Origin of the sequence: Streptomyces lunaelactis (assembly GCF_003054555.1) — a bacterium.
GTDB classification, from domain to species: domain Bacteria; phylum Actinomycetota; class Actinomycetes; order Streptomycetales; family Streptomycetaceae; genus Streptomyces; species Streptomyces lunaelactis.
Genome location: NZ_CP026304.1, coordinates 8,090,489 through 8,116,665 on the forward strand (window position 1 = coordinate 8,090,489; position 26,177 = coordinate 8,116,665).

Below are 26,177 nucleotides of genomic sequence, written 5' to 3' on the forward strand. Positions count from 1 at the left end.
CCAGATGAACGGGACAAACGACGGTGAGGCCACGCCGCCACCCACCGTGAGCAGGCGCGACCGCGGCATCGCGGCCTACGCCAGGATATTCGCCCTTCCCGAGCAGGAAGTACCCGCGGCCTTCGCCGAACTCGTCGGACCGGAATTCGCCGAGGAGGCACTCCAGGCCGCCGGCGGGGCCGGATGGTGGCACCCGGCGCTTACCGCACGCGACCGCAGCATCGCCATCATCACGGCCCTGGCCTGCCAGGGTGTCGCCGACAAACGCCTGCGCACCCACGTTCGGCTGGGTATGCGACACGGACTTGACCAAGACGCACTCACCGCGCTGGCCGCTCTGCTGGCCGGCTACATCGGATACCCGCGAGCCTCGATCACCATGGAAACCATCAAGGACGAGTACGCGCACACCGACCGTACGGAGCCGTAACCGGCAGCGATCCAACCGGCACGAAGCCGAGCGAGTGGGTGAAGTGGCCCCAGCCGCAGCGATATTGAGATGCGGGCTGGTCGGGGGGTGCCTAGGGTCGACGCCTGTGGAACCACTCAGTGAGAAACAGATCCGCTCATCTTTCGTGAACTGCACCAAGGGCGAGGCGGCGCGGCTGCGGCTGCCGCTCGACTTCGCCGAACTGCCCTGGGAGGACCTGGACTTCTTGGGGTGGGTGGATCCGGGAGCGCCGCTGCGGGCACATCTTGTGCTGTCCCGTGCGCAGGGTCCGCTGGGGATCTCTCTGCGTGTGCCCTCCGTGAGCCGCACCAGTGCGGTGAAGTCCAGTCTGTGCCAGATCTGCCTGACAGGGCACGCTTCCTCCGGGGTTACCTTGCTCGCTGCCCCCTTGGCGGGAGCCCGGGGCCGCGAGGGCAACACGGTCGGTGTCTACGTGTGTGCGGACCTCGCCTGCCCCCTGTATGTGCGTGGCAAGCGGCAGCCGAAGCTACGTCCCGGGCTGTACGAAGAGTCCCTGACCCTGGACGAGCGCCTCGCACGTATGTCGGGCAATCTGGATGCCTTCGCGGGTAAGGTCACCGCGACGTGAGTGCCCGTGCCTGGGGCTCGCCGCGTTGTCGTCGGTCGGCATGGCTCCGCCATGCCTCCCTCCTCCTCGCCTTGCGATCGCACGCACCGCAGTGACATCAGCCGCTCCGCGGCGGGCCGCTCACTCATCCGGCCTGATCCAAACGAAAGACCCTAGCCGTTGAAGTAATCGCCCTCTTCGAGATCCGGGATGAGCGCAGCTTGCACGGGATGCCATCCCAGCTGCTTCTGGGTCAGAGCGCTCGAGGCCGGGGAGTCCAGCGCGACGATGGGGGCGAGCCAGCCGAAGTGGCCGTCTGCCTCCTCGCGGGAAATGGCGGTCACCGGCAGCTTCAATTGCCGGCCGATGACGTCGGCGATGTCGCGGACCGGTACGCCTTCGTCGCCGACCCCGTGCAGTGTTGCGCCCGCAGGCGCTGCTTCCACAGCCAGCCGGAACAGATGCGCGGCATCGAGCCGGTGCACGGCGGCCCAGCGGTTGGACCCATCGCCCACATAGGCCGAGATGCCCTTCTCGCGGGCGATGCTGATGAGCATCGGGACGAAGCCGTGATCACCGGTGTCGTGAACCGACGGCGGGAGCCGCACCACCGAGGCGCGCACACCGCGCCCGGCGAACGAGAGCGCCGTGTCTTCGGAGCCGTTCCGAGCCGCCGTGGGCGCCCCGGGATCAAGCGCGTCCTCTTCCGTACCGAGGCGGCCGGGCCGGAGAAGGGCGGTCCCGGAGGTGATGACGAACGGCCGATCGGATCCGGCGAGCGCCTCGCCCAGCGTCTCGATGGCGCGCCGATCCGTCTGGGCTGCGGCTGCGAAGTCGGAGAAGTCGTGGATGAACGCGGTGTGGATCACCCCGTCCGACGCGGCCGCTCCGCTGCGCACGCTGTCGAGGTCGTCGAGGGCACCACGGTGCACCGCGGCTCCGGCGGCCGTCAGCGACGCGGCGGACTTGTCCGAGCGGGCAAGGCCGACGACCTGATGCCCGGCATCAATGAGTTCGCGGACAATAGCGGAACCGATGAATCCGGTTGCGCCGGTGACGAATACGCGCATGGTGCATCCTTCGACGAGATGGCTCGGTCCGGCCCGATGCGGCACCGGGACGGTGCTGGACTGGTGGCTCCACCTTGTGCGCAGGGAGCGCTCCGAGTCCAAGGCCTGTTCCGTATCAGTCAATACGTTTCAGGCATCACAGCTGGTCACAGTGGCCATCAGGTGCTGCCTGTCAGGCGCGAGAGGATACGATGAAGGCATGCCCCACTCGCCCCCGCCTTCTGTGGACCTCGATCTGCGTCTGGTGCGGTACTTCGCGGTCGTTGCCGAGCACCGGCACTTCGGCCGCGCCGCCGAGGCCCTCCACGTCACCCAGCCGTCCCTGAGCCGTCAGGTCCGCCGCCTTGAAGAGCAGTTGGGCGCGCGCCTGCTGGACCGCACCCCGCAGGGCAGCCGGCTGACCGAGGCCGGGGAGGTCTTCCTGCCCCGCGCCAAGGCGCTGCTGCGCTCAGCCGCGCAGGCTGCGGCCCACGCCCGGGCAGCCGCCGAGCCCAGCCGGATCACCATCGGGTACACCACGGGCCTCATCGTCACCCCGGCGGTGCGTGAGCTGCGCCACCGGCACCCGGACGCCGACGTACAAGCCCTGCACCTGGCCTGGAACGAGCCGCGGGAGGCCCTGCTCGAACACCGCGTGGACGCGGTGGTGACCCGGCTGCCGATCCGGACCGACCAGCTGCACGTGACGATCCTCTACGACGAGCCCCGGGTGCTGGTGGTACCCCTCGGGCACCGTCTGGCCGGCAAGGAGTCCGTCACCCTCGACGACATCCCCGACGAGCCGCTGCTCCGGGTGCCCGACCCGGACTGGAACGCCTTCTGGCGCATCGATCCCCGGCCCGACGGAAGCCGGGCACCCGACGGTCCCCTCATCGAGGATTTCGAGGACAAGTTCGAACTCATCGCTTCCGGGCAGGCCTTGGCCATCACGGCCGACGTCGGCCACAACCGCCTCCGCCCCGACCTCACCGCGATCCCCCTGCACGGCGTCGAGCCGAGCCACGTCGTGCTTGCGACCCGCACCGGCGACCGCAGCCGCCTGGTGGCGGCCTTCCGTAAGTTCGCCCAGGCCCACCTCACCGGTCCCCGGCCGGCCGAACCGGCGAGCGCCCCGCCACCATCTTCGACATCACGCGAGGAGACTGAACGGCGTCACTGAAAGAGGAGGAGAGCAAAGCAGGATTGGCGAGCCCTGAGCAACGGTGACGAATGGGCACCCACCGAGATGCGCGCCGCCGGGTACGACGTCGTGCTCAGAGCCCGCACCCTCCTCCAGCTGTAGCCATCACGGAGAGCGGTCACAACCCGCCAGTTGGCCGGTGTGGCCAATAAGCGTGCTCAGCTCGGTCCATCCGCCAGTCATCACTCATGGCGGTGAACGCTATACACCCCCGATCAACCCGCTGGTGGGAGGCGCAGCTCGATGACGGGCAGGGGCACGTCGGGGCGGGACACGGGAAGGTGGCGGGTGGCCCTGGCAGCCGTCGACCCGGACCACCCCGACGCCCAGCACTGCCAGAGTGTTCGAGGAGTGACCTCGTGACGTCTATTACCACCACAGGCCAACTGGCCTCGCAGGAAGCCGGTTTCGGCCTGTTCGCCCGCTTCCGTCAGCACCTGGCCCCGGCGGAACCGCGGTCCGCGCGGCCGCGGTGACCCCAAACCGAGTCAGCTCAGCGTTGATCACAGACATCCGGTGACAGGGCATCGATGCCGCGGAACCTGCACGCCATCGAGCGGGCTACGAAGTCCGGCGGGCGGCTCAACACGTTCAAGGGATCAATCGGAGCATCTCGGTGAATTTAGTCCTAGGGTGGCGTTGTGAACGGCCACCAGCGAGTGTGGGACGACGAGGGGAGCGCGGCCCGACTCCTCGCGCTGTCGGACGGGGTGTTCGCCATCGCGATGACGCTGCTGGCGCTGGACATCACGCTGCCCGCCGAACTGGACTCCGATGGTTTCAAGCGGGCGCTGAGGGATGTGATGCCCAACTTGTGGGCGTACGCTCTTAGCTTTTTGGTCATCGCGGCGTTCTGGCGGGGCCACCACCAGATGTTCCGGTACGTGCGGGAAGTGGACGGGACGGTCATCAGGCTCGGGCTGCTGAGCCTGGGGCTGGTCGCCCTGATGCCCTTCCCTACCACCCTGCTGGCCGAATACGGGGACCTGCCACAGTCGGTGGCCGTCTACTCCGGCGCCGTCGCGGCCATGGGGGCCACGCAGCTCGCCCTGACGGTCGTACTGTGGAAGCGCCCGTGGCTGGGTAGCGCGACGCTTCCCGATCCCGTCGCGCGCAACGATGTGGCCGATCTGGCGTGGACGGTGCTGATCTTCGCCGTCGCCGTGCCGCTCGCCTTCGTATCCCCGACGGGCGCGAAGCTGTGGTGGGCAGTGCTGATCCCGGTCAAGGCGGTGACGGGCAAGCGGGGCAAGCGCCTGCGCGCGGCCGCCCAACGGGTCGGCGCCTAGGGTCTTTCGTTTGGATCGGGCCGGATGAGTTACGCCCCTGTTTCCCCGCGCCTCGGTACCTCGTTGGGCGGGACGGGTGAGCCAAGGGGGCTTGGCACGGAAGGGGCGGGAGTGCGGCAGGAGTGGGCGCCGGAAGCCGTATCTTCGTCCAGGACGGTCATCGACTTTGTGCGCGAGCGAGAGTACGGGAAACGGGTATCACGGTGGACATCGATCGCTTGGTGGATTTCGCGAAGGCCTACTTCGCGAAGCTCACCCAAGACCCGGTCCTGAAGGTGATCGAGCTACCTGACGGCCTCGGTGTCTGCGTAGCGCACGCAGTACGCGGCGGAGGGAAAATCTATGTCGCCCCGGACGAGTCAGCGCTGTTCGTGGGCTCCGTACTCGATTTCAACGCCGGTCTCGAAGCGTTCCGTGACGGCTTGCGCACTCCCGCCGAGAAGTTCGAGAAATTCGAGCGTGGTTGACGGCGGCTCGGCGGGGCGTGGGTGCCGAACGGCAGAACGAGCCCCGAAGTACGGAGGCGGAGCATGCAGTGAGCGCTGCGGCGGAATTGAATGGGCGCCAGCAGGAGTTGGCCGAACTCGGGCGGCGTTGCCTGGACACCCTGGCGCGGCGGGCCTGGAGTTCGGCACGAGTCGCTTGTGTTCGGCTCGTCGGCGCTGTGGCGGGATCCGCTGATCGACATGTGGCGTACGGGCAGGCGCACACCCCGAGCCGATTTCGCGACAGTAGCCGCTGAGCGCGGGCCGAGGCAGTCGGCCGGACAGAGACCGGCTGGCGCCGGCCGACGCCCGGACTCTCTTTGACCTGTTGAACCTCCCCCGGCAGCCGGCTGGCCGCCGGAGCGAAGGTCCGGGCATACCCCGGGGGAGCACCTACACTCCCGCCATGACGAAACACCCGATACCCGATGGCCTTTAGCCGCGCAGCGCGCCTTCGCCGGCTCGCCCGCACGCTCACCGAACAGTTCAGCCTCGACCACCACAAACACGGGCAGGTCGAAGCCGAGTACTCCGTCCCCACGCGCGAGTGGACGTTCGTGTGGACCGACGGGCCGACCGTCGATCAGGTGCGGGAAGCCTCACGGGAGGCAGAGCCGGAAGCGGCCGAGGGTCTTCGTTACGAGCGCCGGCTTTCGCAGGAGACCGTCGCGCTCGGCGCCATCCGCATGGCCCTCACCCCCGCCACGGCCGCTACTGGTGTCGGCAACGGTTCCCGAATCTGCCCGAGCGCTATCGAGACGCTGTGGCAGAACGTGTCCCGTCCGAGCCCCCGCACAGATCGCGAGCGTGCGCTGGTCTACGCGGTGATTGTCCAGGTGCACAACGACCACCGCCGCAACCAGGCCCATGACTACGAGATCTGTGAACTGCTCGGCGGAACGGGCCTCGCCCCGCTCCTCCGCCGCACCAGTGTGTTGCTGAGCCCCATCGAGATCCTGACGGACCACTACGCCCCATCGCACGCTCACCTGGCCTGGAAGTACCGGCTGACTCCGATGACCGCGCCGGATGCATTCAGAGCGGTCCACGCAGATCCGAAGGCCTCGCCTGAGCTCATCGCCGCGGCCCTCACCCTCGTGCCCGCGCTGACCGGCACGTTCGACACCGCCGCATCCGAGCTCCGAGCTCGTCTTCAGGAACTGAAGGGGACGGCTTGAGGCGTCCCGGGCCAGGCGGCCCACCCCTCATCGAGCAAGCAGTGGGCTGCCACCGGAACTGCCTCTGGCGCCAGTGCCGGAAGTATGCGAAAAGTGTCCAGCCAGAACGCGGTCTGCAAGGCATCCACCGTGAATTCGCGTCCCTTCGCGGTGGCACCGCACACGTCAGCGGCCTCTACTAGCGTCCACGCCCCGCCAGTGTTTCCCGAAGGTCTGAGGAACTCAGGTATCGAGGCCGCTTCACCAGCAAACTCGATAGCACGGTCGACGTTCCCCACGGCGGCCATGACAGCAGCCATTTTCACCAGATCGTCTGCTTGCCAGGCAACAGGAAGTGCGCGGACAGCTTCGTCAGCGTCCGCGGCCAGCTCAACAGCCCTTGGACGGTTACCCGTCGCGGCCAGAACACCGAGTTGATGGACCAGCGCCTTGCTCAGCACGGAAAGGTCGCCGTGGCTACGGGCGATCTCGACGGCTTCGGCAACAAGCTCGACCGCACTCTCGAAGCAGCCCACGTCGGCGATGGCACTGGCGACGAAGCCCCGAATCACGACGCCGGCAGGTGCGGCCAGAGTACGGACCAGCTCGGCAGCACGCTCGCATTGCCCCATCCGGGCGAGAGCCTCCGCTGCGCGGCCCAACGCCCAGTCGTATTCCCTGCCCTCCAGGGTGCGGGCGCTGTTCACAGCTTCGTTGGCGAGCGCTTCGGCATACTCGTGGTGCCCTTTGTGGTGCAGAGCGCACGCGACGTTGGCCAACGCCGGTGAGCGGTCGCGCGGCTGTGTAATGGCGCGGGCGCTTTCGACGGCCGCGGCGGCGAGCTCGTCCCATTGCTCGCACTCCTCCATCAGGCCGAGCACATGAATCAATGCGGCTGACCGCTCTTCCGCGCCGTGGAAGGTGCGCACAAGTTCTCCAGCGCGTCCCTGCTCCCCAGCTCGGGCCAGAGCAACAACGACCCTGGTCAGCAACCATTCCCGAGTAGAGGCCTCGGCTATGGTGCGGGCGCACGTTTCGGCTTCGGCCGCGAGTTCGATCGCGCCCTCGTGATGGCCGACCACAGCCATCGCGTCGGCCACGACACCCAGCACCTGAGTCCGCCACTCTGGATCGTTGACGGCTCGGCCGATTACGGCGGCCTCAGAGGCGAGTTCGGTGGCACGCTCGCGCAGACCGTCCTTGGCCGCGATGCTGGCGACCACAGCCATCGTCCTCGACCGCCGCTCAGGATCGGTCACCGTGCGGGCGATCCTGGCCGCGCGCTCGTGGTGCCCTGCCCTGGCCAGAACATGAGCTACAACCCCCAGGGCCAGCGCCTGGCGTTGGGGGTCGTCGAGAACGCGGGCGGTCTCTGCGGCTTCGGTGGCAAGGATGATGGCGCGCTCGTGCCGGCCTGCCTCGGAGAGGGCTTCAGCAACTAGTGACAGTGCCGGACCTACGGGGTGAGTGGTACGGGCGAGCTCGAGGGCGCGTTCATGCTGTCCCATGCCGCACATGAAACCCGCGATGTCAGCCAGTGCCTTTGCCTGCCATTCGGCGTCGACGATGCTGCGGGCGGTCTCGACGGCAAGATCGTACTGCTCAACCCTGGCCGTAGCACTGGCGATATCGGCCAGCACATCTGACAAACGCTCAGGGTCAGCAAGGGCACGAGCGATCTCGATGGCCTGGAGCGTGATCTCGACAGCTCGCTCCGGATGTCCTGCCTGGGCCATGGCGAGGGCAGCCTTGTGAAGCATGAGGGCGCGAATGTCGATGTTGGGATTGGCGGGAGCCAGGGCAATGATTTCGTTTGCGATCTCAGTGACCTGTTCGTGCCGACCCAGGCCGGCCAGTGTTTCAGCTGCGGCGCTCAGGGCCCAAACCCGCATGTTCTCGCCGTCGACGGTGCGGGATAACTCGGCGACTTCCATGGCGAGCGCTGGAGCGCGTACGTGTTTCCCGGCACTGCTTACGGCGCGGGCGACAGCGATCAGGAAGTTGGCCTGCTGGCTGCTCTCAGCGTGCGCGCGTGCGATCTCGAGGGCCTCAGCAGCGACATCAAGAGCCTGTTCCAGCGCTCCTGCCTCGGCGAGGGCTTCGGCCACCTGCGCCAGCCCCTTGACCCGATCACTCGGCTCGTCAAGAGCGCGCGCGATAGCAACTGCGGGTTCGGCCAATGCTTGCGCAGCGACGTTGCTGCCGAGCCCGACAAGGGAGGTGGATGCACGTACCAGCGTACGCACTCGCTGATGCTGGTCCGGGTGAGCCAGAGCAAGGCTGATGGCGCGATCAGTGTGGTCGAGGAGTGACCACGCGGCGACGAGGTCGGCGGGAACGGTCTTGCTGTGACCGTGCAGGGTGTCGCGGCGGATGGCAAGGACGAGAGCGGTGCTGATGTCCGGGCCGTCGGGGCCTGCCCCAGCGCAGTGAAGGTCGAACGCGCCGGTGATCTCGGTAAGGGCTTCGAGGTCCGAACCGGTGGTGAGCCACAGTCTTTCGTGTCGCGCCGGGTCGGCGGCCAGCGCCACCATTCGTTCCCGATCTCGGGTGGCACGTAGTAACGAGGTGTAGCCGCGCAGCAGATACTCCGGGGTCTCGACCGGCCAGGCGTTGGCCCGGTGGAGATCGGCCCAGGCGTGGAGACGATCGCGGTAGGTGCGAAGTTCGGTGTCGGAGAGCATCTCCATGGCAGTTGCCTGGATCTCTTCGTGGCCAAGTAGGTACACCTTGCCGTCGGGAGCCCAGATCGGGGGGCTGGTGAGGAAGATCCGGCCGGTCGCGCCCGCCAGGGTCCTTCGGACTTTCAGTGGCCGATTGCCTGTGAGGTGAGCGAGGTCCTCGGCGGTCAGTCCGCCGCCGGCTGCCGCGATCAGGCCGAGGAGTTCGCAGGGCAGGCCTCCTGTTTCCAGCATGGCGTCGAGGCTGTTCTCGGCTTCGGCACGGACAGCGGCCGCGTGGGGAGATCGTTCCAGGCGGTGGTTGATCTCGTGGGTGTGCAGCGGGTGGCCGCCAGGAACGTCGTGTGGGACAGGTGGATGCGGGCGACCGGCGACGAGTATGCGGGCGTTGTGCGGGGGCGAGGAGGGCAGGAGAGCAGCGACGCTGTGGCCGTCGCCTGTCCGGGCGACGCCACGGTCTTCGTCAAGGCCGTCGACCACCAGCACGAGACGTTCGCCGTGCGCAGCGCAGCGAGCTGCGGCCCGGTCGAAGGCATGCAGGAGGTGCTCATCACGGGTGTGTTCGCTCGTGGGTGGTTCCTCTTCGCCGAGCAGTGCGTAGAGCTGGCGTTGCACCACTTCGCAGAAGGCGGAACGGTTGTTCTGACCGGCGAGGCGAGCGGTGATGAAGAAGGACACCACCACGACGTTGGGCGGAGGGGCCAGAACAAAATGCGCCATGAGCGCAGTCTTGCCTGCCCACGCCGGGGCCAGCCAACGCCACCACCTGGCATGAGGGCCCTCATCGGCATGGGCGTCCGAAGCCGTACAAAAGGCCGCCATGGCGGCCAACTCCTGTTCGCGGCCCTGGAAGCAGTCGGCCGCCAGTCGGCGGACTTGGTGCAGGTATCCGGAGACAGCGGGGTGTACCGGCGGCAGGATCACGTCGCCGTCGATGACACCTGTGTTGATGAAGGCGCCCGCTCCCTCCGCGTGACCGTCGCCCGTCGCTTTGGCAGTCAGCCGTCCTGGGCCCGCCATGGCTCTCCTTAGCTCCTGTGCTGTTGCCGAAGATCTGCCAAGGGCGGGCTGGGGGTCACTGCGGGGTAATGCCGGTGTTGGCCTGCCCGCCGTCCGATTCCGCGGCCCCGGTTTTCTGCACGTGCACCGTGCTGTCCGAGACGCCACTGTTGGGCAGGACTACGCCGGTGTTGGCGGTCCCTCCACCTCGTACGGTGGCCTTCCCCGTATTCGACGCACGCAAGCGCGAACCGGTGGTGCCGGCCATGACCGCCCACACCGCAACGCCCAACGCCGCGACGCTCAAGAAGGCAGATGCAATTCCGGCGACCTGATCCGCGCGGTCCCAGCTCATGAGGCAAAAGGCCCCTGCCAGCAGCCCTACCCCCACGCCCGACGCAACTATCACGACACGCTGTCCACCCGTCATGCCTTCATCATGGCTGCCGCGGATCGCAGGCGGGGCCTCTTCGTCAACACCGCAGGAGCCGAGAGCCGGCGACGGCCTTCACCTCCTCATCGCCCGCAGCAGGCAGGACAGTTGCGAACAGGTCACCGACTGACCGTGATGCTGCAGGAGTCGGGGTCACGCCCGACTGCGGTCAGAGGTGTGCCTGCCCGCCGGTGACCGGCGGAGCGAGGGCAGCGGATTGACGGGAAGGCCTCGCATCAGGCGGGTGACGCAGGTGGCATAAGCGATGCCGAAGACCAGTGAGGCCAGGAACGCCAGATGCCTGGAGAACCCTTCGATGAGGGGGAAGATCTGCCAGTGGGTCAGGTAGATGTACAGCGAGCTGCTTGCCATGAGGCCGGCCAGCTGGTTGACGCGTTCCCGGCTGGGCAGGGTGGGGACCCACACGAGCAGCGCGAATCCGGCGACAATGATCGCTTCTCGTCCGGGGTCGCCGGGGAAGAAGCCGGGCACTGTGGCCAGCGCCGCGGCGGTGACCAGCAGCCGCCGGCGCGCGGTCCCGGCCTTCGCCGCCGCCCAGCCCAGTGCGAACAGCCAGAAGACGGTTATCGCGTCTGGGATCTGGGTGCGGTCGGGGAGGCCGAGGAGGTCGTAGCGGGGGAGCAGACCCACGGCCGCGATCGTCAGCGGTAGGCCGTACGGGAAGCGGCGCTCCCACCGGTCGGCGAGGGGGAGAGCCAGAACGGCGACGGCGGCGATCAGGATGTAGACCAAGGCCTCGATGAACCAGAAATGCATGCCCGTCTTGCTGTCCTCGGGCCCGAAGACGCTGTCGAGCAGGGCGAGATTGGCCAGCGTGTAGTCGTCATTGAGGAGCAGGACGAAGCTGATCCACGCCATGCTCGGCAGCGCGACGCGGCCGATGCTGACCCAGATGCGGCGGACCCGCTCGCGGCGGTCGGCGGTAGTCAGGTGGAAGCGGGCGAAGTTGTAGCCGGCGAGGGCAAGCAGCAGGTGTGCTCCGCCCTTGATCCCGAAGACCTGGATGTGCGAGCCGATGACGCAGAAGATTGCCACGGCGCGCAGGGCGACGCTGGTCTCCAGGGCGCGTCTGTGCGAGGGGGCCTTCCGCTCGGGCGGCCTGAGCTCGCGGATCGGCGTCGTGTGCCAGGCGGCGGGCAGGTGGCCGAGCCGCTCCTCGAGGTGGAGCGACATCTCGACGTACGAGAGTGAGTCGCCCCCCAGGCTGACGAACGTGCTTGCCTGGGTCACCTCCTGCCGGGGCCGGTCGAGGATCAGCGCGTAGAGAGCGCACAGGTCCTCGGGGTCCATGCCCCCGGCGGGCCCGGGTCCGGGCGCGGCCGCGTCGGCGGGGCGGCCGAGTTCGCGCACCGCTCGGTAGTCGGGTTTGCCGGAGGCCAGGCGGGGCAGCTCGGCCACGATGCGGACCCGGACAGCGCGCGCCGGCAGACCGCACTCGCTCGTCACGAGCTTTTGTATCCGCCCCGCTTCGGATGCGCGAGCACTGGTGGCGGCGACGGCGAGGGCTTCGTCGTCGCCTGCGCACAGCGCGGTGATGCCGTGCCGTGTGAGCATCGCCTCGACCTGGTCGGGGTCGATCCGCAGGCCGAGGATCTTCACGAACCGACTGCGGCGGCCGACTATTTCGTGGAGCCCGTCAGGGGTGAGCCGCGCGATGTCGCCGGTCGCGAGCTCTTTCACTGTCCGGCCCAGTCCGAGGTCCTGTGGCGTGTGGGCGTAGCCGAGCATGACGTTGGGTCCCGCGTACACCAGTTCGCCGGTGTCCTCTTCGGGCCATTCGGGCAGCGGGTGGAGCCGGAAGGACCCGCCGGGGATGGCGACCCCGGCCGCCTCGGGACGGGTCGCGGCGAGTTCGGGGGGCAGATAGGCCATGCGGGCCGTGGCCTCGGTCTGTCCGTACATCACGAACAGTTCCCAGCCGGATGCCCGGCCCAGCGCGGCGTACCGCTGGACGAGCGCGGGTGCGAGCCGCCCACCCGCCTGGGTCACGTACCGCAGGTGAGGCAGCTCCATCGCGTCGAAGCCGACCCGGTCCAGTAGGTCGAAGGTGTACGGGACCCCCGCGAACGTCGTCCCGCGACAGCTTCGGAACAGCTCCCAGAAGCAGGTGTCGGCGACCGACAGGTCGGTGAGGATCACTGTGGCGCCGCGCAGCAGGTGGCTGTGGATGACGGAAAGGCCGTAGCAGTAGTGCATGGGCAGGGTCGTGGCGGCGCGGTCGGTGTCCCTGATTCCCAGGTACTCGGCGATCGACTCCGCGTTGGACTGGAGGTTCTCGTGCGACAGCCGGACGAGCTTGGGCGATCCGGTCGAGCCGGAGGTGCTCAGCAGCAGCGCGAGGTCCGGGTGGAGCACGTGCGCCGATACCGGGCGCCGTTCGTCGAGCACCCACTCCCGGCTGTCGGGGCGTGCCACGACGTCCGGGTCGTACGCGTCGATCAGTGACTGCACGGCGTCGGGGTGGTCGCCCGGGACCAGCAGGAGCGGGTGCCCCGAAGCGAGCGCCGCGAGGTGGACGACGAGGGCGTCGAGGGTGTTGGCACCGACCAGCAGGATCAGACGGCGTTCCCGGCCGAGGCGGCGGGCGGTCGCGTCCACCCGCGCGGCGAGCTCGCGATAGGTCACTGGGCCGTCGGCAGCGATGACCGCCGTGCGGTCGCCGTGGGCCGCGAGAGCGAGTGCGAACGGGACGGATCGGGTGCCTGGGAGCAGGTCGGAGGGGGCTGTCACGAACGCATCTTAGGAAAGGCTTACCTGGCTGGATAGTCACAGAGATGTCACAGCTGGTTCATGGAAGATCCACTGGGGGCCCACTGGAGATCCACAGGAAGTCGCGAGGTAGGGTCGGCTCCGCCGCTGTTCCGGCGCGGTCTTGGCGCGCCCGAACGTTGCGTGCGTCACTCTTGACCTTTAGGTTAGCTTTACCTTAGTTATTGGGCGTTGAAGAATTCTCTCCGCCGCACATGCAGGAAGGCTTCCCATGCGACGCCCCTTGATCCGACGCTTGCCCGCGCTCCTCGCGGCGGCACTCCTCCTCCCCGCTGTCGCCGGCTGTGGCGTCGACGAGGACGATGCCGGGCTCGTGATCTACTCGGGCCGTAACGAGAAGCTGGTCAAGCCGCTCCTGGACGACCTGGAGAAGGCCGTAGGCACCACGGTCGCCGTCCGCTACGGCGAGAGTGCCGAGCTCGCGGCGCAGATTCAGGAGGAGGGCGGCAAGACCAAGGCCGGCCTGTTCTTCTCCCAGGACGCGGGCGCCCTCGGCGCCCTCTCCAGCAAGGGCCTGCTGGCGAAGCTGCCCCAGGCGTCGCTCGACAAGGTCGAACCGGCGTTCCGCGGCGGCGCGGGCGACTGGGTGGGCACCTCCGGACGCGTCCGCGTCCTCGCGTACAACCCCGGCCAGGTGGCCAAGGTGCCGGACACCGTGCACGACCTGGTCAAGCCGGAGTGGAAGGGCAAGATCGGTTACGTCCCGACCAACGCCTCTTTCCAGGCCTTCGTCACCGGCATGCGCGTCCTTGAGGGCGACGACGCCACCCGCGCCTGGCTCAAGGGACTCAAGGCCAACGAGCCGAAGGTGTACGAGAACAACCTCAAGGTGCTGGACGCCGTCGGCAAGGGCGAGGTCTCGCTCGGCCTGGTCAACCACTACTACTGGTACGAGCGGGTCGCCGAGAAGGGTGAGGACAAGGTCGGCGCGAAGATCCACTTCCTGCCGGGCGGCGACCCGGGTGCGCTGGTCAACGCGGCCGGAGTCGGCATCATCAAGGGCAACGACCAGGCACCGGTGGCTCAGAAGGCCGTCGACTTCCTCCTCTCGGCGAAGGCGCAGAAGTACTTCGCCGACGACACCAAGGAATACCCCCTGGCCGCCGACGTGACCAGCACGGTCAAGGACCTGCCGCCGCTGTCGTCCCTCGAAGCCCCCAAGATCGACCTCGGCAGGCTCGAATCTCTTCAGGAGACCCTGAAGATGCTGCAGGACGCCGGGATGGTCTGAGCCGTCATGTACTCCACGGATCCTGTCCCGCGGACGGATCCGGCCGCCCGCCCGACCGGCACCCCGCCGGCCGGGCGGTCGCGCGCCGGGCGCCGCCCGCCTGCCGTCCTGCTGATTCCCGCCGCCGTCGCCGCGGTCTTCGCGCTGCTGCCCCTCGGCTATCTCGCGGTCCGCTCCCTGGAACGCGGTCCCGCCTTCGCCTGGGACGTCATCGCCAACGAGCGCACGGCCCAGCTCCTGGGCCGCAGCCTGGGACTCGCCGCAGTTGTCGTGACCGCCTCCCTGCTGCTGGGCGTCTCACTGGCCTGGCTCACCGTACGGACCGCCCTGCCCGGAGCCCGGGCCTGGTCGGTGCTGGTGACCCTGCCGCTGGCCGTGCCCAGCTACGTCGCCGCGTTCGCCTGGCTCTCCGCCTTCCCGGACCTCGCGGGCTTCACCGGGGCCGCCCTCGCCCTGACCCTGGTGAGCTTCCCGTACGTCTATCTCCCCGTCACGGCCGCGCTGCGCGGCACCGATCCGGCGCAGGAGGAGGTCTCCCGCTCGCTCGGCCACGGACCGCTGCGGACCTTCCTGCGCGTCACAGTGCCGCAGGTGCGCCCCGCGGCCGCCGGGGGCGCCGTACTGGTCGCGCTGTACGTGTTCTCCGACTTCGGCGCCGTCTCCCTGATGCGGTACGACACCTTCACGCGCGGCATCTACACCTCCTACCGGGCCAGCTTCGACCGCACCCCGGCCGCCGCCCTCAGCGTCGTCCTGGTGGCGATGACGATCGTGCTCGTGGCCGTCGAAGCGCGTACCCGTGGCCGGGCCGGCCACGCCAGGACCGGAACCGGCACCGCACGCCCCGCCGTCCCCACGCCGCTGGGCCGGTGGCGGGCGCCCGCGCTGGCCTGGTGCACGGCGGTCACCGCCGCCGCCGTCCTCACCCCGCTGGCCACGCTCGGCTACTGGCTCGCAGTCGGCAACTCCGCCACCTGGGACCCGGCCAGGCTCCTCGAAACCGCCGGAACGACCCTCGGCGTGGCCGCCGCCGGAGCAGCGCTCACCACCCTCCTCGCCCTACCCGTCGGCGTGATCGCCGCCCGCCACCGCGGCCGGACCGCGCACCTGCTGGAGCAGTCCGCCTATGCCGGACACGCCCTGCCCGGCATCACCGTCGCGCTGTCCCTGGTCTTCTTCGCGGTCCGCTACGCCGAACCGCTCTACCAGGAACTCCCGCTGCTGGTCTGCGCGTACGCCGTGCTCTTCCTGCCGGTCGCGGTGGCCGGCACGCGTGCGGCCGTGCTGCAGTCCCCGCCGGTACTGGAGGACGTCGCCCGCTCGCTCGGCCGCTCCCCGCTGAGCGTGCTGCGCGAGGTGACGGTGCCGCTGGCCGCGCCCGGGGTTGCCGCCGGAGCCGCGCTGACCTTCGTGGTCTGCATGAAGGAGCTGCCTGCGACCCTCCTGCTGCGCCCTACCGGCATGGACACCCTGGCCACCCTCCTGTGGACGGAGACCGGAACCGGATCGTTCGCCGCCGCGGCCCCCTACGCCGCGGCGCTGATCCTGCTGGCGGCCATCCCGTCGTACCTCCTCGGAAGGCACCGCGCATGACCGACCTTCAGATCACCGGGCTGACCAAGGTGTACGGCTCCGGCGCCACCGTTCTCGACGGACTCGACCTCACCGTCCCCGCCGGCGCCCTGGTCGCCGTGCTCGGCCCTTCGGGCTGCGGCAAGACCACGCTGCTGCGCATCATCGCCGGTTTCCTGCGCGCCGACTCGGGCACCGTGACCATCGGCGACCGCACCCTCAGCGGCCCCGGCACGCACCTCCCGCCCGAACGGCGCCGCATCGGGATCGTCCCCCAGGAAGGCGCCCTGTTCCCGCACCTCAGCGTGGCACGCAACGTCGCCTTCGGCCTGACCGGCCTCGACCGGGGTACGCGCCGCCTCCGCGTCGAGGAGATGCTGGAGTTGGTCGGCCTCGCGGGCTACGGCGACCGTATGCCGCACGAACTCTCCGGCGGCCAGCAACAGCGCGTCGCCCTCGCCCGCGCCCTGGCCCCACAGCCGCAACTGGTGCTGCTCGACGAGCCGTTCAACGCTCTGGACAGCTCCCTGCGGACCGGCCTGCGGGCCGACGTACGGGCCGCCCTCCAGGCCACCGGAGCCACCGCTGTCCTGGTCACCCACGACCAGCAGGAGGCCCTCTCCACGGCCGACCTCGTCGCCGTCGTACGGAACGGGACCATCGCCCAGTGCGACACGCCGCACGAGGTCTACCGCCGCCCCGCCGACCCCTGGGTGGCTGCCTTCGTCGGTGACGCGGTACTCGTCACCGGCACCGTGGACAAGGGCACCGCAACCACCGCGCTCGGCCGCGTCCCGCTGGCCGACCCGCCGGGCGGCGTACGCGAGGGCATGGTGCTGCTCCGGCCCGAACAGATCCAACTGACCGACACCGCTTCGGCGGAGGCCCGCGGCATGGTGACCGAGGTGCGCTACTACGGCCACGACGCCATGGTCACCGTCGCCTTGGACGAAGTGGACGCACCCATCGACGTCCGGGTTCCGGGCCCGGCACCCGCGTCCCCCGGCGAGCGCATCGGTATCAGGGTCACGGGAGTGGCCACCCTTCACCCCGTCCCCGCGTGACCCGTCGGGATCTTGAGGTCGCATTCCGCGCCGGCTGCGGATCCGGGCCTGGCCAGGGTGCTTGGGATGGTGCGTGGTGAGGGGGACATCGGCGGGCGCGTCGGGGGGTTCACGTCACCGGAACGGCGAAGGGCCCCCGGCCTTGCTACTGCCTTGGTATTGACGGGAGTTGTCGTCCGGTTCCAGAATGACACGTCATTCCGCGGGGAGAGGGGCTGGTTGTGCCGCAGGGTGTGGGGGACAAGCGGGACACGATACTGCGCGCGGCCGGCAAGGTCTTCGCCGAGCGCGGCTACCACGCGACAGGCATCTCCGACATAGCCCGAGAGCTCGGTGCCGGACACGGCACGTTCTACCGGTACTTCAAGAACAAGGAGGACATCGCGCGCAGCGTGGTCGCCCGTGCTCTGGGTCAGGTCATGGACGCCATCGCCGACGAGGACCCCGGCTCCAGCCAGTCGCTCGAGCAGTACCGGGAACAGGTCGGGCGCATCGGCCACAAGCTCTTCGACCTCGTGGTGGCGGAACCGGCGCTGTGCCGCATTCTCTTCTACGACGCCATCGCGATCGACCGCGCCGAGCCGGAGCTCGCCGGCAGGGCCATGGAGGCGGCGGCCGCGTACACCGCCGCCTTCATCCGCAACGGCCAGGACCGCGGCTTTCTCCGGCGTGACCTCGACGCCCATGTCGTCGGCCTCGCCGTGAACGGAATGATCCTGACGGGAGCGGTGCGTCTGCTGCACGCTCAGGACTCTCAAGCCATGCGTGATCCATGGATCCGCACGGTGGAAACGCTCATGTTCGACGGCCTCGGCTCCTCCTGAACCGCAGGCCCGAAAGGACCGCTCGTTTCTTTTGCCTCGAGAACGGAATGACGTGTCATTCCGGAAGGAGAGCATGATGGTCCAGGTCGATGTCTTCTGGTCGTACGGGATAGGGGCGAGTTTCGCGACAGCCGCCGCCCGTCAGCTCACGGCCCGCAACGTCCGTACGGAGCACGGCGGTCGGTGGTCCAATCCGTACCTGATGGGTGCGCTCCTCTACTGCGCGGTCCTGTTCGCACCCAGCGGAGCGTGGCTGCTGTGGGGCTTTCCGGACTGGGAGACGATGCAGGTCGCACGGGGGCACGGGGCGCTGCCCGCGTGGCTCGTCGCGCTGTTCGCGGCGACGAATGTGAGTCAGGGTGTCCTAGGTTTCTGGGTCGCCGAGCGGCTCATCGCCTCCGGCCGGGTGTACGCGGCCTTCCTGCAAGCGGGTATCGGTTACGTCGGCATGTTCTTCATCCTCGTCCACGGCTGGGACGGCCGCGGGTACCAGCGATTCTTCTCTGCCGACCGGGACTCGTTCGCGGCCTGGCCGAGGCAACCGGGCGCGGGGGAGGCGCTCGCGCGCGCGGCCGACTGGCTCACCTCGCCCGTGGCGCTCACGCTGTACGCGATGGGGGTCGTCCTCGTCCCGGCGATGCTGGCGCTGATGGTGTCCTGGATCCGGTCCGGGCAGCGCGAGGCGGGCGAGGCGGCACCGGTCACGAGTCGCCGGCGTATCCTCGCCGCCGTGCTGGGGGCGGTATTCGTGGTGGCACTCGGCACGGCCGTGGCGGCCTCGGTCGCGGTGCACCTGCTGGGCTGGTGGCTCGGCGTCCCGGCTGCCGCCCTCCTCGCCGCGCTCTTGGTCGTACGGCGCGGAGGCGCGGCGGACCGGGCCTTCGCGGTGCTCGCGCTGCCGGACCGGCGTGGCGGCCGTGGACGGACCGCAGGGCTCCTGGGAGTCCGGTGAGGAACTCGTCGAGGCGCCGGCAGGGGTTGAGACGCGCGAATTTCCCGTTGACTGCGAAGCCTCACTCATCGTCAGGCAACGTATCCACGGCCGCTCTCGTCGACTCTCTGGATGAGAAGCAGGTGACCCTGTCGCCTGGCACGGTCCTGGTCAGCAGGCTGCGCGCGGCCGCATGAGCTCTGGTCGGCAGGACCACCGACCGAACCCAAGGGGATGGCGCAACGCTCGCCGCCGGCGTCGGACCGCCAGACCGGTTGCTCGGCATGTCGCCCCTGCGCAAGTGCGCGGCCCGTAGGGCGCCTCGTGCCGACGTCTCAGATAGGGTGATTCAGTCGGAATTGCGCCCCCCGGGGTTAGGTCGATGCGTTGGACATTCACCAGTCGACGAGCGAGGTGCCGGACCAGCCCTTGGCGGCTGTCGGGTACGCGGGAGTGCTCCGCGAACTGCTTCCGATCGCGCTGTGGAGGGAGGACGCGGAAGGGCGCGTCGTGGAGTGGTCGCTCGCCGCCCAGGACCTGCTCGGTCACCGCCCCGAGGACCTCCTGGGCCGCCCTGCCTCACCGGTATTGGTCCCCGAGGCCAACCGGGAACTGGCCGATCAGCTGACGCGGCGGGTCCAGGCCGGCGAGACCGTGGTCGGGACCCTGCCGGTGCGGCATCGCGACGGACACCAGGTGACGATGGAGATGTGGATCGTCCCCGCCGCCGACCCGCAGGGCAGGCAGGGCGCGATGCTGATCGCCGTGGAGACCTCGGCGGTCCTGCGCATGCGGGACTCGCTGGCGGCCCTCCAGAGCCTCTTCACCCAGTCCCCCATCGGCCTGGCCACCCTCGGCCCTGACCTGAGGTTCCTGCGGGTCAACGACGCTCTGGCCCGGATGAACGGCGTCTCGGCGGCCGAGCACCTGGGCAAACGGCTGACGGAGGTGGTCCCCGGCGTCAACGCCACGGCGCTTGAGGCGATGATGCAGCAGGTCCTGGACCGCGGTGCACCGGTCGTCGACGCGCGCCGCACCGGCCGGACCCCGGCCGACCCCGATCATGACCGGACCTGGTCCTGCTCGTACGCCCCGCTGCTGGACGGCGCCGGCCGCCGGCTGGGCCTGATCGCCTCCCTCATCGACATCACCGAAGGCCAGCGGGCGCTCATCGAGGCCGACCGGGCCCGTCGGCGCTTCGCCCTGCTCGCGGAGGCGGGCGCCCGTATCGGCACCACCCTGGACCTGCTGAAGACCGCCGAGGAAGTGGTGCAGGTGCTGGTGCCGCAGCTCGCCGACTCGGCCGACGTACACCTGCTGGAATCGGTCCTCGATCCGGACGAGGCCGCCGGGTCGGGGTCCACCCAGGGCGTGCTGCGCCGGCTGGCGGTCGCCTTCCCCGACCCGAACGCCCCCACATCGAAACTGGCGGCCGGCCAGACCATGCAGATTCCGCCCGGCACCGTGTACGAGCGGGTCATCGCCGACGGCCGGCCCATGAACCTGTACAGGTCCGACGTACCGGCGCTGGTCAGCGACCCACGCGCCGAGGCGCTCCGTACGTACCTGGCCAGTCTGGGCTCGGCGCGACTGGTCCCGCTGGTCGCCCGCGGCAAGGTGCTCGGCGCGGTCACGGTGACCCGGCTCAACAGCCGCGAGCGGTTCGACGAGCAGGACTGCGTTCTCGTCGACGAGGTGGTCGCGCGCGCGGCGCTGAACATCGACAACGCGCGCATGTACACCACCCAGCGGGAGGCGGCCCTCACTCTGCAGCGGAGCCTGACGAACAGCGCGCTGCCCGATGTCACCGGCCTCGAACTTACCGGGCGTTATCTCCCCGCCAGCGACCACGACGTCGGCGGCGACTGGTTCGACGTCATCACCTTGCCCGGTGACCGGACGGGACTCGTCATCGGGGACGTCATGGGCCACGGGATCCACGCGGCGGCCGTCATGGGGCAACTGCGCACAGCGGTGCGTACGCTGGCACGCCTGGACATTCCCCCCGCGCAGATGCTCCGCTCCCTCGACGCAGTCGTCTCCGACCTGGGGGAGGACGAAATGGCGACCTGCGTCTACGCCGTGCACGACCCGGCATCCGGTGGATGCGTGATCGCGAGGGCCGGTCACCCTCCGCCGGCCGTGGCCACGCCTGGCGAGGCGATCACGTTCCTCGACGGCCCGCCGGGTACGCCTCTGGGCACAGGAAGGCAGGACTTCCTCACCGAACAGGTGCCGCTGCCCGCGGGCAGCCTGCTGGTCCTGTACACCGACGGTCTCATCGAAGCCCGTGACAGGGACCTCGACCAGGGCATGGACCAGCTCGCGCAGGCGCTGCGGAACCTTGACCAGCCGCTGGAAGAGCTCTGTGACGGGGTCCTGGAACGGCTGCTGCCCCGTCCCGGGCAGGACGACGTGGCGGTGCTCCTGGCCCGCACCCTGCGGACGTGACGCTCGCCTGCGCTCGAGGCCGTCAGATCGCGTCGGCGTCGAGGAAGTCCGGGAGCTGATTCTCCGGGCCCTCCGAGGAGCCCGGCAGCGGCTGCTCGGCCCAGATGACCTTGCCCTCGGGGGTGTAGCGGGTACCCCACCGCCGGCTGAGCTGCGCCACCAGGAAGAGCCCACGCCCGCCCTCGTCCGTGGTGGCGGCGTAGCGGAGATGGGGTGAGGTGCTGCTCCCGTCGGACACCTCGCAGGTCAGCGTGCGGTCGCGCAGCAGCCTTACGCGGACCGGAGCGGAGCCGTAGCGGATCGCGTTGGTGATCAACTCGCTGAGCACCAGCTCCGTGCCGAAAGCGAGATCAGACAGACCCCATTCATCCAGCTTCTCCACGACGACGGCTCGCATGGCGCCGACCGCGCTCGGCTCGAACGGCACAGCCCACTCGATGACGTGATCGGCGTCGAGGGTCCGGGTCTGCGCGATGAGCAGAGCCACGTCGTCGCGCGGACGAGCCGGCAGGAGCGCGTCGAGGACCGCGCGGCAGCTCTCCTCCGGGCGCCGTCCTGGATGGCTCAGGGCCGCGCGCAGCAGTTCCAGCCCCTCGTCGATGTCGCGGGTGCGGTCCTCGATCAGCCCGTCCGTGTAGAACACGAGCTGGCTGCCCTCGCTCAGGTTCAGCTCCGCGGTCTCGAACGGCATCCCGCCCAGCCCCAGCGGGGGTCCGGCCGGCACCTGGGGGATGTCCACCGTGCCGTCGGGACGGACCACCAGGGGCGGCGGGTGTCCCGCCCGTCCCACGGCACAGTGCTGGGAGACCGGGTCGTAGACGGCGTACAGGCAAGTGGCGCCCAGCATGCCGCCGTCGCCCACATCCCCGTCGCGGTCGATGCGCTGGACGAGTTCGTCGAGGCGGGCGAGCAGCTCGTCGGGCGGCAGGTCGAGGGACGAGAAGTTGTGCACAGCCGTCCGCAGCCGGCCCATGGTGGCCGCAGCGTGCAGCCCATGGCCGACCACATCGCCGACGACGAGCGCGACGCGGCTGCCCGGCAGCGGGATCACGTCGAACCAGTCGCCGCCCACCCCGGACTGCGCGGGCTGGTAGTAGTGCGCCACGTCCACGGCGCTCTGGTCGGGCAGGGCCTGCGGCAACAGGCTGCGCTGGAGCGTCACGGCCATGGCGTGCTCACGGGTGTACCGGCGGGCGTTGTCGATGCTGACCGCGGCCCGGGCGACCAGCTCCTCGGCCAAGGACAGATCGTCGTCGTCAAAGGGCTCCGGCTTCTGCGAGCGCCAGAAGTTGACCACTCCGAGCACGACGCCCCGCGCTTTGAGGGGGGCGGTGATGAGGGAGTGGATGCCGTAGTCGATCACGCTCTGCGTCCGCGGCGGGTCCTGGGCCAACCAGCCGGGCGCGTCGGCCAGGTTGGGTACCAGTTCTGCCTGGCCGGTGCCCAAGCCGCGCGCCTGCGGTGTGGACGGGAGAAAGTCGATCAGCTTGCCGCGCGGGTAGAGCGGCTGGTCGTCACTGATGCCGCTCACCGCGGTACGGCGCATGTCGGCGCTCGTGCCGGTCGGCTCGTCGCCGTGGAGCACGGGGTCCGCCAGATCGACGGTCACGTAGTCCGCGAACCGGGGTACGGCGACGTCAGCCAGCTCTTCGGCGGTCCGCTCCACGTCGAGACTGGTCCCGATGCCGATACCGGCGTCGTACAGCAGTTTCAGCCGCCTGCGAGCCGCTTCCGCCCGGCCGGTGAGGATGCGCATCTCGGTGGAGTCGCGAATGGTGACCACGGCCCCCTCCGGCTGGCCGCGGGGCATCGTCGGCCGCTGGTTCACCACCAGCAGCCGGTCCCCGGCCGCGAGGACCTCGTCCGTGGCCACCCGACCGGACAGCAGGAGTCCGGCCACGCGCTTGTCGAGGTCGGGCAGGCGCCTGATGTCGCGTCCCTCCGCGTCGGCCGGCAGTGCCAGCAGCCGTCTGGCCTCGTCGTTCGCGAGCACCAGCCGCCCGTCCGCATCGGTGATCAGGACGCCCTCGCGGACGGCGTGCAGGACCGCGTCGTGGTGTTCGTACATCCGGGTCATCTCCAGCGGCCCGAGCCCGTGGGTCTGTCGCTGCAGCCGTCTGGTGATCAGCGCAGTGCCGACGGTGGCCAGGCCCAGGCCGGCCGCGCTGACCCCGAGGATGACGGGGAGCTGCCGGTCGACCACGCCGGTCACGTTCTCCACTGTGAGACCGGCCGACACCAGCGCCACGACCTTGCCGTCGGCGGAGGTCACCGGGACCACGGCCTGGATCTCCTGGCCGAGAGGCCCTCGCACGCTCTCGGTGTGCACCCGGCCTGCCAGGGAGGGCTCGATCGTGCCCACGAATCGCTTGCCGATACGCTCGGGCTGGGGGTGCGTGTAGCGGATTCCGCCGGTGTCCATCACTACGATGAAGTCGACGCCCGCGCGTTTGCGCATCTCTTCTGTGAGCGGCTGGAGGACCTTGGACGGGTCCGGGGCCTTCAGCGCCTCACGGAGCCCGAGTGAGTGGGCGAATGTCTCGGCGACCCCCACCGACAGGCGGCGGGCCTCCCGATCGACGTCGTTCCGCGACTGGAGCACCAGCGCCAGTACGGCGCCGGCGGTGAGCAGCACTACGACCGCCGCCTGGAGTATGAACACCTGTCCGGCGACGGTTCGCGGGTGCTTCCCGGTCAGCGACAGCACCAAGGTTCCCGACACGGGTTGCAGGGATCGATCACGTTGTCATTTGTAACACCGCGGAGCCTTCGAGGAACGGGCTCGAACCCGGCGGACCGGCCCGCACGACCTGCCGACGCCGGTCGAGTGGGCGTCCAGCGCGGGCACCACGCGGTCGAGCTGTGTGCCAATGAACTCGCCGGTCCCGGGCCGGACGGGACTCGGCCCCCACGGCCCGGAGCGAGTGGGTCTGCCCTGCTACAGGGGGCATCGGGTCTGTGTCGCAGTCCGGCCGGTGTTCACCGTCGGTCGCCGGCCGGCCGGCGACCGGGTGAGACTTGCCCAGTGTGCGGATCGGGCGTTTGCGGGTGTCGCTGCACAGGCCTCGGTTTCATCGGCGCGGGCCGGCGTAGAGGGGGCGTCGTCGAAGACGTCCCGGGGGGCGCCACAGTGTCGCGGGACCCATCTCCGCAGCGGCGGCCTCCCGCGACGATCGCAGGCTGCCGGACTCGTTCGGACCTCAGTCGCCGGGGCGATCGGAGCGCCTGCGTACGCGCACACACCTATAGGGCCTCTCGTTCGGATCGTGCCGGGCTCGCGTGCCCTGGCACGCACGCTCGCCGCGTTGTCGTCCCCCTGGGGGCCTGGGTTCGCGACGGCACAGGGCCCGGCCAGCCCCCGCCGAGTGCCCGGCGGGCCCGGCTCAGGCCGTCAGGTGGGCCAGCACCGAGCGCATCGCGCGGTGCACGGCCTCGCGCGACTCGTCGGTCGGGTCGAGGGTCTCGAAGCCGTGGTGGCCGTGCGGCACGTCGACCACCTCGACGTCCGCCCCGCAGTCCTTGGCCGCGGCCAGGAACTCCTCGACGGTGGCGGCGATCTCGGGCATCTCGAGCCCCGCCCGGGTGAGCACTACGGGCAGGGCGCCCGCGTCCGCGACCGCGTCCGCCGGGTGGAACCGGCCGGTCGGCCCCCAGTTCGGCAGCGGCGCCAGGATCGGGTAGCTGGCCGCCAGGCAGCGCAGCCACGCCGGGGGCGCCCCCAGCCAGTCCGCCGAGATCAGACCGCCGCCCGAGAAGAACCACAGCGCGACCCGGTCCGCGTCCACCCGCGGATCGGCCCGGACCAGCTCCACCGCGGCGGCCACGTCTGCGGCGGCGCGCTCGTAGTCGGCCACGTCGTGCAGGCGGTGGTCGAGTGTCACGCCCACCACCCCCTGCCCGGCCGCGTACCGGGCGTACCCCATCAGGGTCGGCCAGTCCCGCGGGGTCGGCCGGGCCTCGGCGGGCACCGGGCCGCCGTGCACGAACACCACCGCCGGCCGCGGCTCCTCGGCGTGGGGCAGGTACAGGTCGACGTTCCCTGTCCGCTCGCGGGGGAGTTCGGGCACGTCCAGCAGGAACGACCGCAGGTGCGCGGGCGGCTCCGCGGCGTCCGCCGGCTCCAGCCGGTGCCCCTCGTCGGCCGCGGCCCGCAGCAGGACCTCCGCCAGCTCGGCCGGGCAGGACAGCATGGGCCAGTGCCCGGTGGGGAGTTCGAAGAACCTCACCCGGGGATCGGTCAGGGCCTGCAGGCCGGGGTCGCCGAAGCCCACCAGCATCTGGACCATCTCGATGCTTGCGCCGTTGCCGGTGCACAGCACCCCGGTGGTGGGCACCGCGGCCACCGCGCCCGTCAGCCGCAGCGGCTGGAGCAGAGTGCCCAGCGGCTGCGGCGCGGCGAGGGCGGTGAGCCGGTCCAGCGCCGCGTCGGGGACGCCCGCGGTGCTGCCCCAGCGCTGCCACTCGTCGCGGGCCGGGGGCGGCAGCTCCCTGTCAGCCCCCTCCGCCGCGCCCGATCCGCCCGCCCCGGCGTGCTCGGCCAACTGCCCGCGCAGGGACTGGTCGGGCACCGCGGCCAGGGCCGGGACGCCGTCCTGCGGCATCCCCGCGTCCAGGTAGACGATCCGGGCGATGCGCTCCGCCCGCCGGTCGGCGGCGCCCAGCACCGGGTGGATGCCGTAGTCGTGGCCGACCAGCACGATCTCCCGGCCGGCCGCCGCGCCGACCGAGTCGATCACCGCGAGCACGTCCGCGATGTGCGTCTCCAGGTCGATGCGGCCCCCCGCGGTACCGCGGGGCCCGCCGAGTCCGGTGAGGGCCACCGCGTGCACCTCGTCGCCCGCCGCCGCCAGTCGTGCGGCCGCGTCCTCCCACACGTGTGCGCCGGTGAACACGCCCGACACCATGATGAATGCGGTCATGGCCCTCTCCTCAGTACGCCGTCGTCCGCGGACCGGCCCGATACCCGGCCGCGCTCGCCGGTACGGTAGGAACTCCCCCTGA

18 protein-coding genes are annotated in these 26,177 nt (G+C 70.0%); 12 read left to right on the forward strand and 6 right to left on the reverse strand.

Annotated elements, in window-relative coordinates; all coding sequences use genetic code 11:
- Nucleotides 1-4: 4 nt before the first annotated feature.
- Both SLUN_RS36995 and SLUN_RS37000 read left to right on the forward strand, forming a co-directional pair.
- A complete protein-coding gene (locus SLUN_RS36995; RefSeq protein WP_159100422.1) occupies nt 5-430 on the forward strand; it encodes a carboxymuconolactone decarboxylase family protein in 426 nt (141 codons plus the stop codon).
- 106 nt (nt 431-536) lie between these two features.
- Complete coding sequence (locus tag SLUN_RS37000) at nt 537-1,040, forward strand: FBP domain-containing protein (RefSeq protein ID WP_108154231.1); 504 nt, start codon at nt 537-539, stop codon at nt 1,038-1,040.
- 152 nt (nt 1,041-1,192) lie between these two features.
- Here the strand turns inward: SLUN_RS37000 and SLUN_RS37005 are convergent, their stop codons facing one another.
- Nucleotides 1,193-2,089, reverse strand: coding sequence for an SDR family oxidoreductase (locus SLUN_RS37005; protein ID WP_108154232.1), 897 nt, complete (start codon nt 2,087-2,089; stop codon nt 1,193-1,195).
- A 199-nt stretch (nt 2,090-2,288) separates the two neighbouring features.
- Here SLUN_RS37005 and SLUN_RS37010 point away from each other — a divergent pair, with 199 nt between their 5' ends.
- The 4 genes from SLUN_RS37010 to SLUN_RS37025 all read left to right on the forward strand — a co-directional run bounded on the left by SLUN_RS37010 (nt 2,289) and on the right by SLUN_RS37025 (nt 6,221).
- On the forward strand, nt 2,289-3,248 hold the full coding sequence (locus SLUN_RS37010) for a LysR family transcriptional regulator (protein WP_108154233.1): 960 nt from the start codon (nt 2,289-2,291) through the stop codon (nt 3,246-3,248).
- A gap of 662 nt (nt 3,249-3,910) precedes the next feature.
- Nucleotides 3,911-4,558: a TMEM175 family protein gene (locus SLUN_RS37015; protein WP_108154234.1), complete on the forward strand. Its 648-nt coding sequence runs from the start codon at nt 3,911-3,913 to the stop codon at nt 4,556-4,558.
- A gap of 203 nt (nt 4,559-4,761) precedes the next feature.
- Entirely contained in the window at nt 4,762-5,025 is a 264-nt protein-coding gene (locus tag SLUN_RS37020) for a hypothetical protein (protein WP_108154235.1), read from the forward strand.
- 446 nt (nt 5,026-5,471) lie between these two features.
- Nucleotides 5,472-6,221: a hypothetical protein gene (locus tag SLUN_RS37025; RefSeq protein ID WP_217505023.1), complete on the forward strand. Its 750-nt coding sequence runs from the start codon at nt 5,472-5,474 to the stop codon at nt 6,219-6,221.
- Here SLUN_RS37025 and SLUN_RS37030 read toward each other — a convergent pair.
- The 3 genes from SLUN_RS37030 to SLUN_RS37045 all read right to left on the reverse strand — a co-directional run bounded on the left by SLUN_RS37030 (nt 6,197) and on the right by SLUN_RS37045 (nt 13,064).
- Complete coding sequence (locus SLUN_RS37030) at nt 6,197-9,901, reverse strand: ATP-binding protein (protein ID WP_159100423.1); 3,705 nt, start codon at nt 9,899-9,901, stop codon at nt 6,197-6,199. The genes SLUN_RS37025 and SLUN_RS37030 overlap by 25 nt on opposite strands.
- 55 nt (nt 9,902-9,956) lie before the next feature.
- Complete coding sequence (locus SLUN_RS37040; RefSeq protein ID WP_254709806.1) at nt 9,957-10,235, reverse strand: hypothetical protein; 279 nt, start codon at nt 10,233-10,235, stop codon at nt 9,957-9,959.
- Between the two features lie 231 nt (nt 10,236-10,466).
- On the reverse strand, nt 10,467-13,064 hold the full coding sequence (locus SLUN_RS37045; protein WP_108154239.1) for an AMP-binding protein: 2,598 nt from the start codon (nt 13,062-13,064) through the stop codon (nt 10,467-10,469).
- Between the two features lie 250 nt (nt 13,065-13,314).
- Here SLUN_RS37045 and SLUN_RS37050 point away from each other — a divergent pair, with 250 nt between their 5' ends.
- The 6 genes from SLUN_RS37050 to SLUN_RS37075 all read left to right on the forward strand — a co-directional run bounded on the left by SLUN_RS37050 (nt 13,315) and on the right by SLUN_RS37075 (nt 21,176).
- Entirely contained in the window at nt 13,315-14,334 is a 1,020-nt protein-coding gene (locus SLUN_RS37050; protein WP_108154240.1) for an iron ABC transporter substrate-binding protein, read from the forward strand.
- Between the two features lie 6 nt (nt 14,335-14,340).
- Nucleotides 14,341-15,927 carry an ABC transporter permease gene (locus tag SLUN_RS37055; protein WP_108154241.1) on the forward strand — a complete coding sequence of 529 codons (1,587 nt, stop codon included), beginning with the start codon at nt 14,341-14,343 and terminating at the stop codon, nt 15,925-15,927.
- Entirely contained in the window at nt 15,924-16,970 is a 1,047-nt protein-coding gene (locus tag SLUN_RS37060) for an ABC transporter ATP-binding protein (protein WP_108154242.1), read from the forward strand. Before SLUN_RS37055 ends, SLUN_RS37060 begins: the two co-directional genes overlap by 4 nt.
- A 221-nt stretch (nt 16,971-17,191) precedes the next feature.
- Nucleotides 17,192-17,794, forward strand: coding sequence for a TetR/AcrR family transcriptional regulator (locus tag SLUN_RS37065; protein WP_159100424.1), 603 nt, complete (start codon nt 17,192-17,194; stop codon nt 17,792-17,794).
- 73 nt (nt 17,795-17,867) lie between these two features.
- Nucleotides 17,868-18,746, forward strand: coding sequence for a hypothetical protein (locus tag SLUN_RS37070; protein ID WP_159100425.1), 879 nt, complete (start codon nt 17,868-17,870; stop codon nt 18,744-18,746).
- Nucleotides 18,747-19,112: 366 nt separating this feature from the next.
- Nucleotides 19,113-21,176 carry a SpoIIE family protein phosphatase gene (locus SLUN_RS37075; protein ID WP_108154245.1) on the forward strand — a complete coding sequence of 688 codons (2,064 nt, stop codon included), beginning with the start codon at nt 19,113-19,115 and terminating at the stop codon, nt 21,174-21,176.
- Nucleotides 21,177-21,198: 22 nt separating this feature from the next.
- Here the strand turns inward: SLUN_RS37075 and SLUN_RS37080 are convergent, their stop codons facing one another.
- Entirely contained in the window at nt 21,199-23,898 is a 2,700-nt protein-coding gene (locus SLUN_RS37080; RefSeq protein ID WP_257153870.1) for a SpoIIE family protein phosphatase, read from the reverse strand.
- Between the two features lie 661 nt (nt 23,899-24,559).
- The gene (locus SLUN_RS37085; RefSeq protein ID WP_108154247.1) at nt 24,560-26,095 is read right to left on the reverse strand and encodes an alpha/beta fold hydrolase; all 1,536 of its coding nucleotides are present in this window, start codon (nt 26,093-26,095) and stop codon (nt 24,560-24,562) included.
- Nucleotides 26,096-26,177 lie beyond the last annotated feature (82 nt).

What these genes read in the sequence shown, in the direction of transcription:
- SLUN_RS37050 (WP_108154240.1), top strand. Translation starts at nt 13,315, where the DNA reads ATGCGACGCCCCTTGATCCGACGCTTGCCCGCGCTCCTCGCGGCGGCA.
- SLUN_RS37030 (WP_159100423.1), bottom strand. Translation starts at nt 9,901, where the DNA reads ATGGCGGGCCCAGGACGGCTGACTGCCAAAGCGACGGGCGACGGTCAC.
- SLUN_RS37085 (WP_108154247.1), bottom strand. Translation starts at nt 26,095, where the DNA reads ATGACCGCATTCATCATGGTGTCGGGCGTGTTCACCGGCGCACACGTG.
- SLUN_RS37060 (WP_108154242.1), top strand. Translation starts at nt 15,924, where the DNA reads ATGACCGACCTTCAGATCACCGGGCTGACCAAGGTGTACGGCTCCGGC.
- SLUN_RS37055 (WP_108154241.1), top strand. Translation starts at nt 14,341, where the DNA reads ATGTACTCCACGGATCCTGTCCCGCGGACGGATCCGGCCGCCCGCCCG.
- SLUN_RS37025 (WP_217505023.1), top strand. Translation starts at nt 5,472, where the DNA reads ATGGCCTTTAGCCGCGCAGCGCGCCTTCGCCGGCTCGCCCGCACGCTC.
- SLUN_RS37005 (WP_108154232.1), bottom strand. Translation starts at nt 2,089, where the DNA reads ATGCGCGTATTCGTCACCGGCGCAACCGGATTCATCGGTTCCGCTATT.
- SLUN_RS37010 (WP_108154233.1), top strand. Translation starts at nt 2,289, where the DNA reads ATGCCCCACTCGCCCCCGCCTTCTGTGGACCTCGATCTGCGTCTGGTG.
- SLUN_RS37040 (WP_254709806.1), bottom strand. Translation starts at nt 10,235, where the DNA reads ATGAGCTGGGACCGCGCGGATCAGGTCGCCGGAATTGCATCTGCCTTC.
- SLUN_RS36995 (WP_159100422.1), top strand. Translation starts at nt 5, where the DNA reads ATGAACGGGACAAACGACGGTGAGGCCACGCCGCCACCCACCGTGAGC.
- SLUN_RS37070 (WP_159100425.1), top strand. Translation starts at nt 17,868, where the DNA reads ATGATGGTCCAGGTCGATGTCTTCTGGTCGTACGGGATAGGGGCGAGT.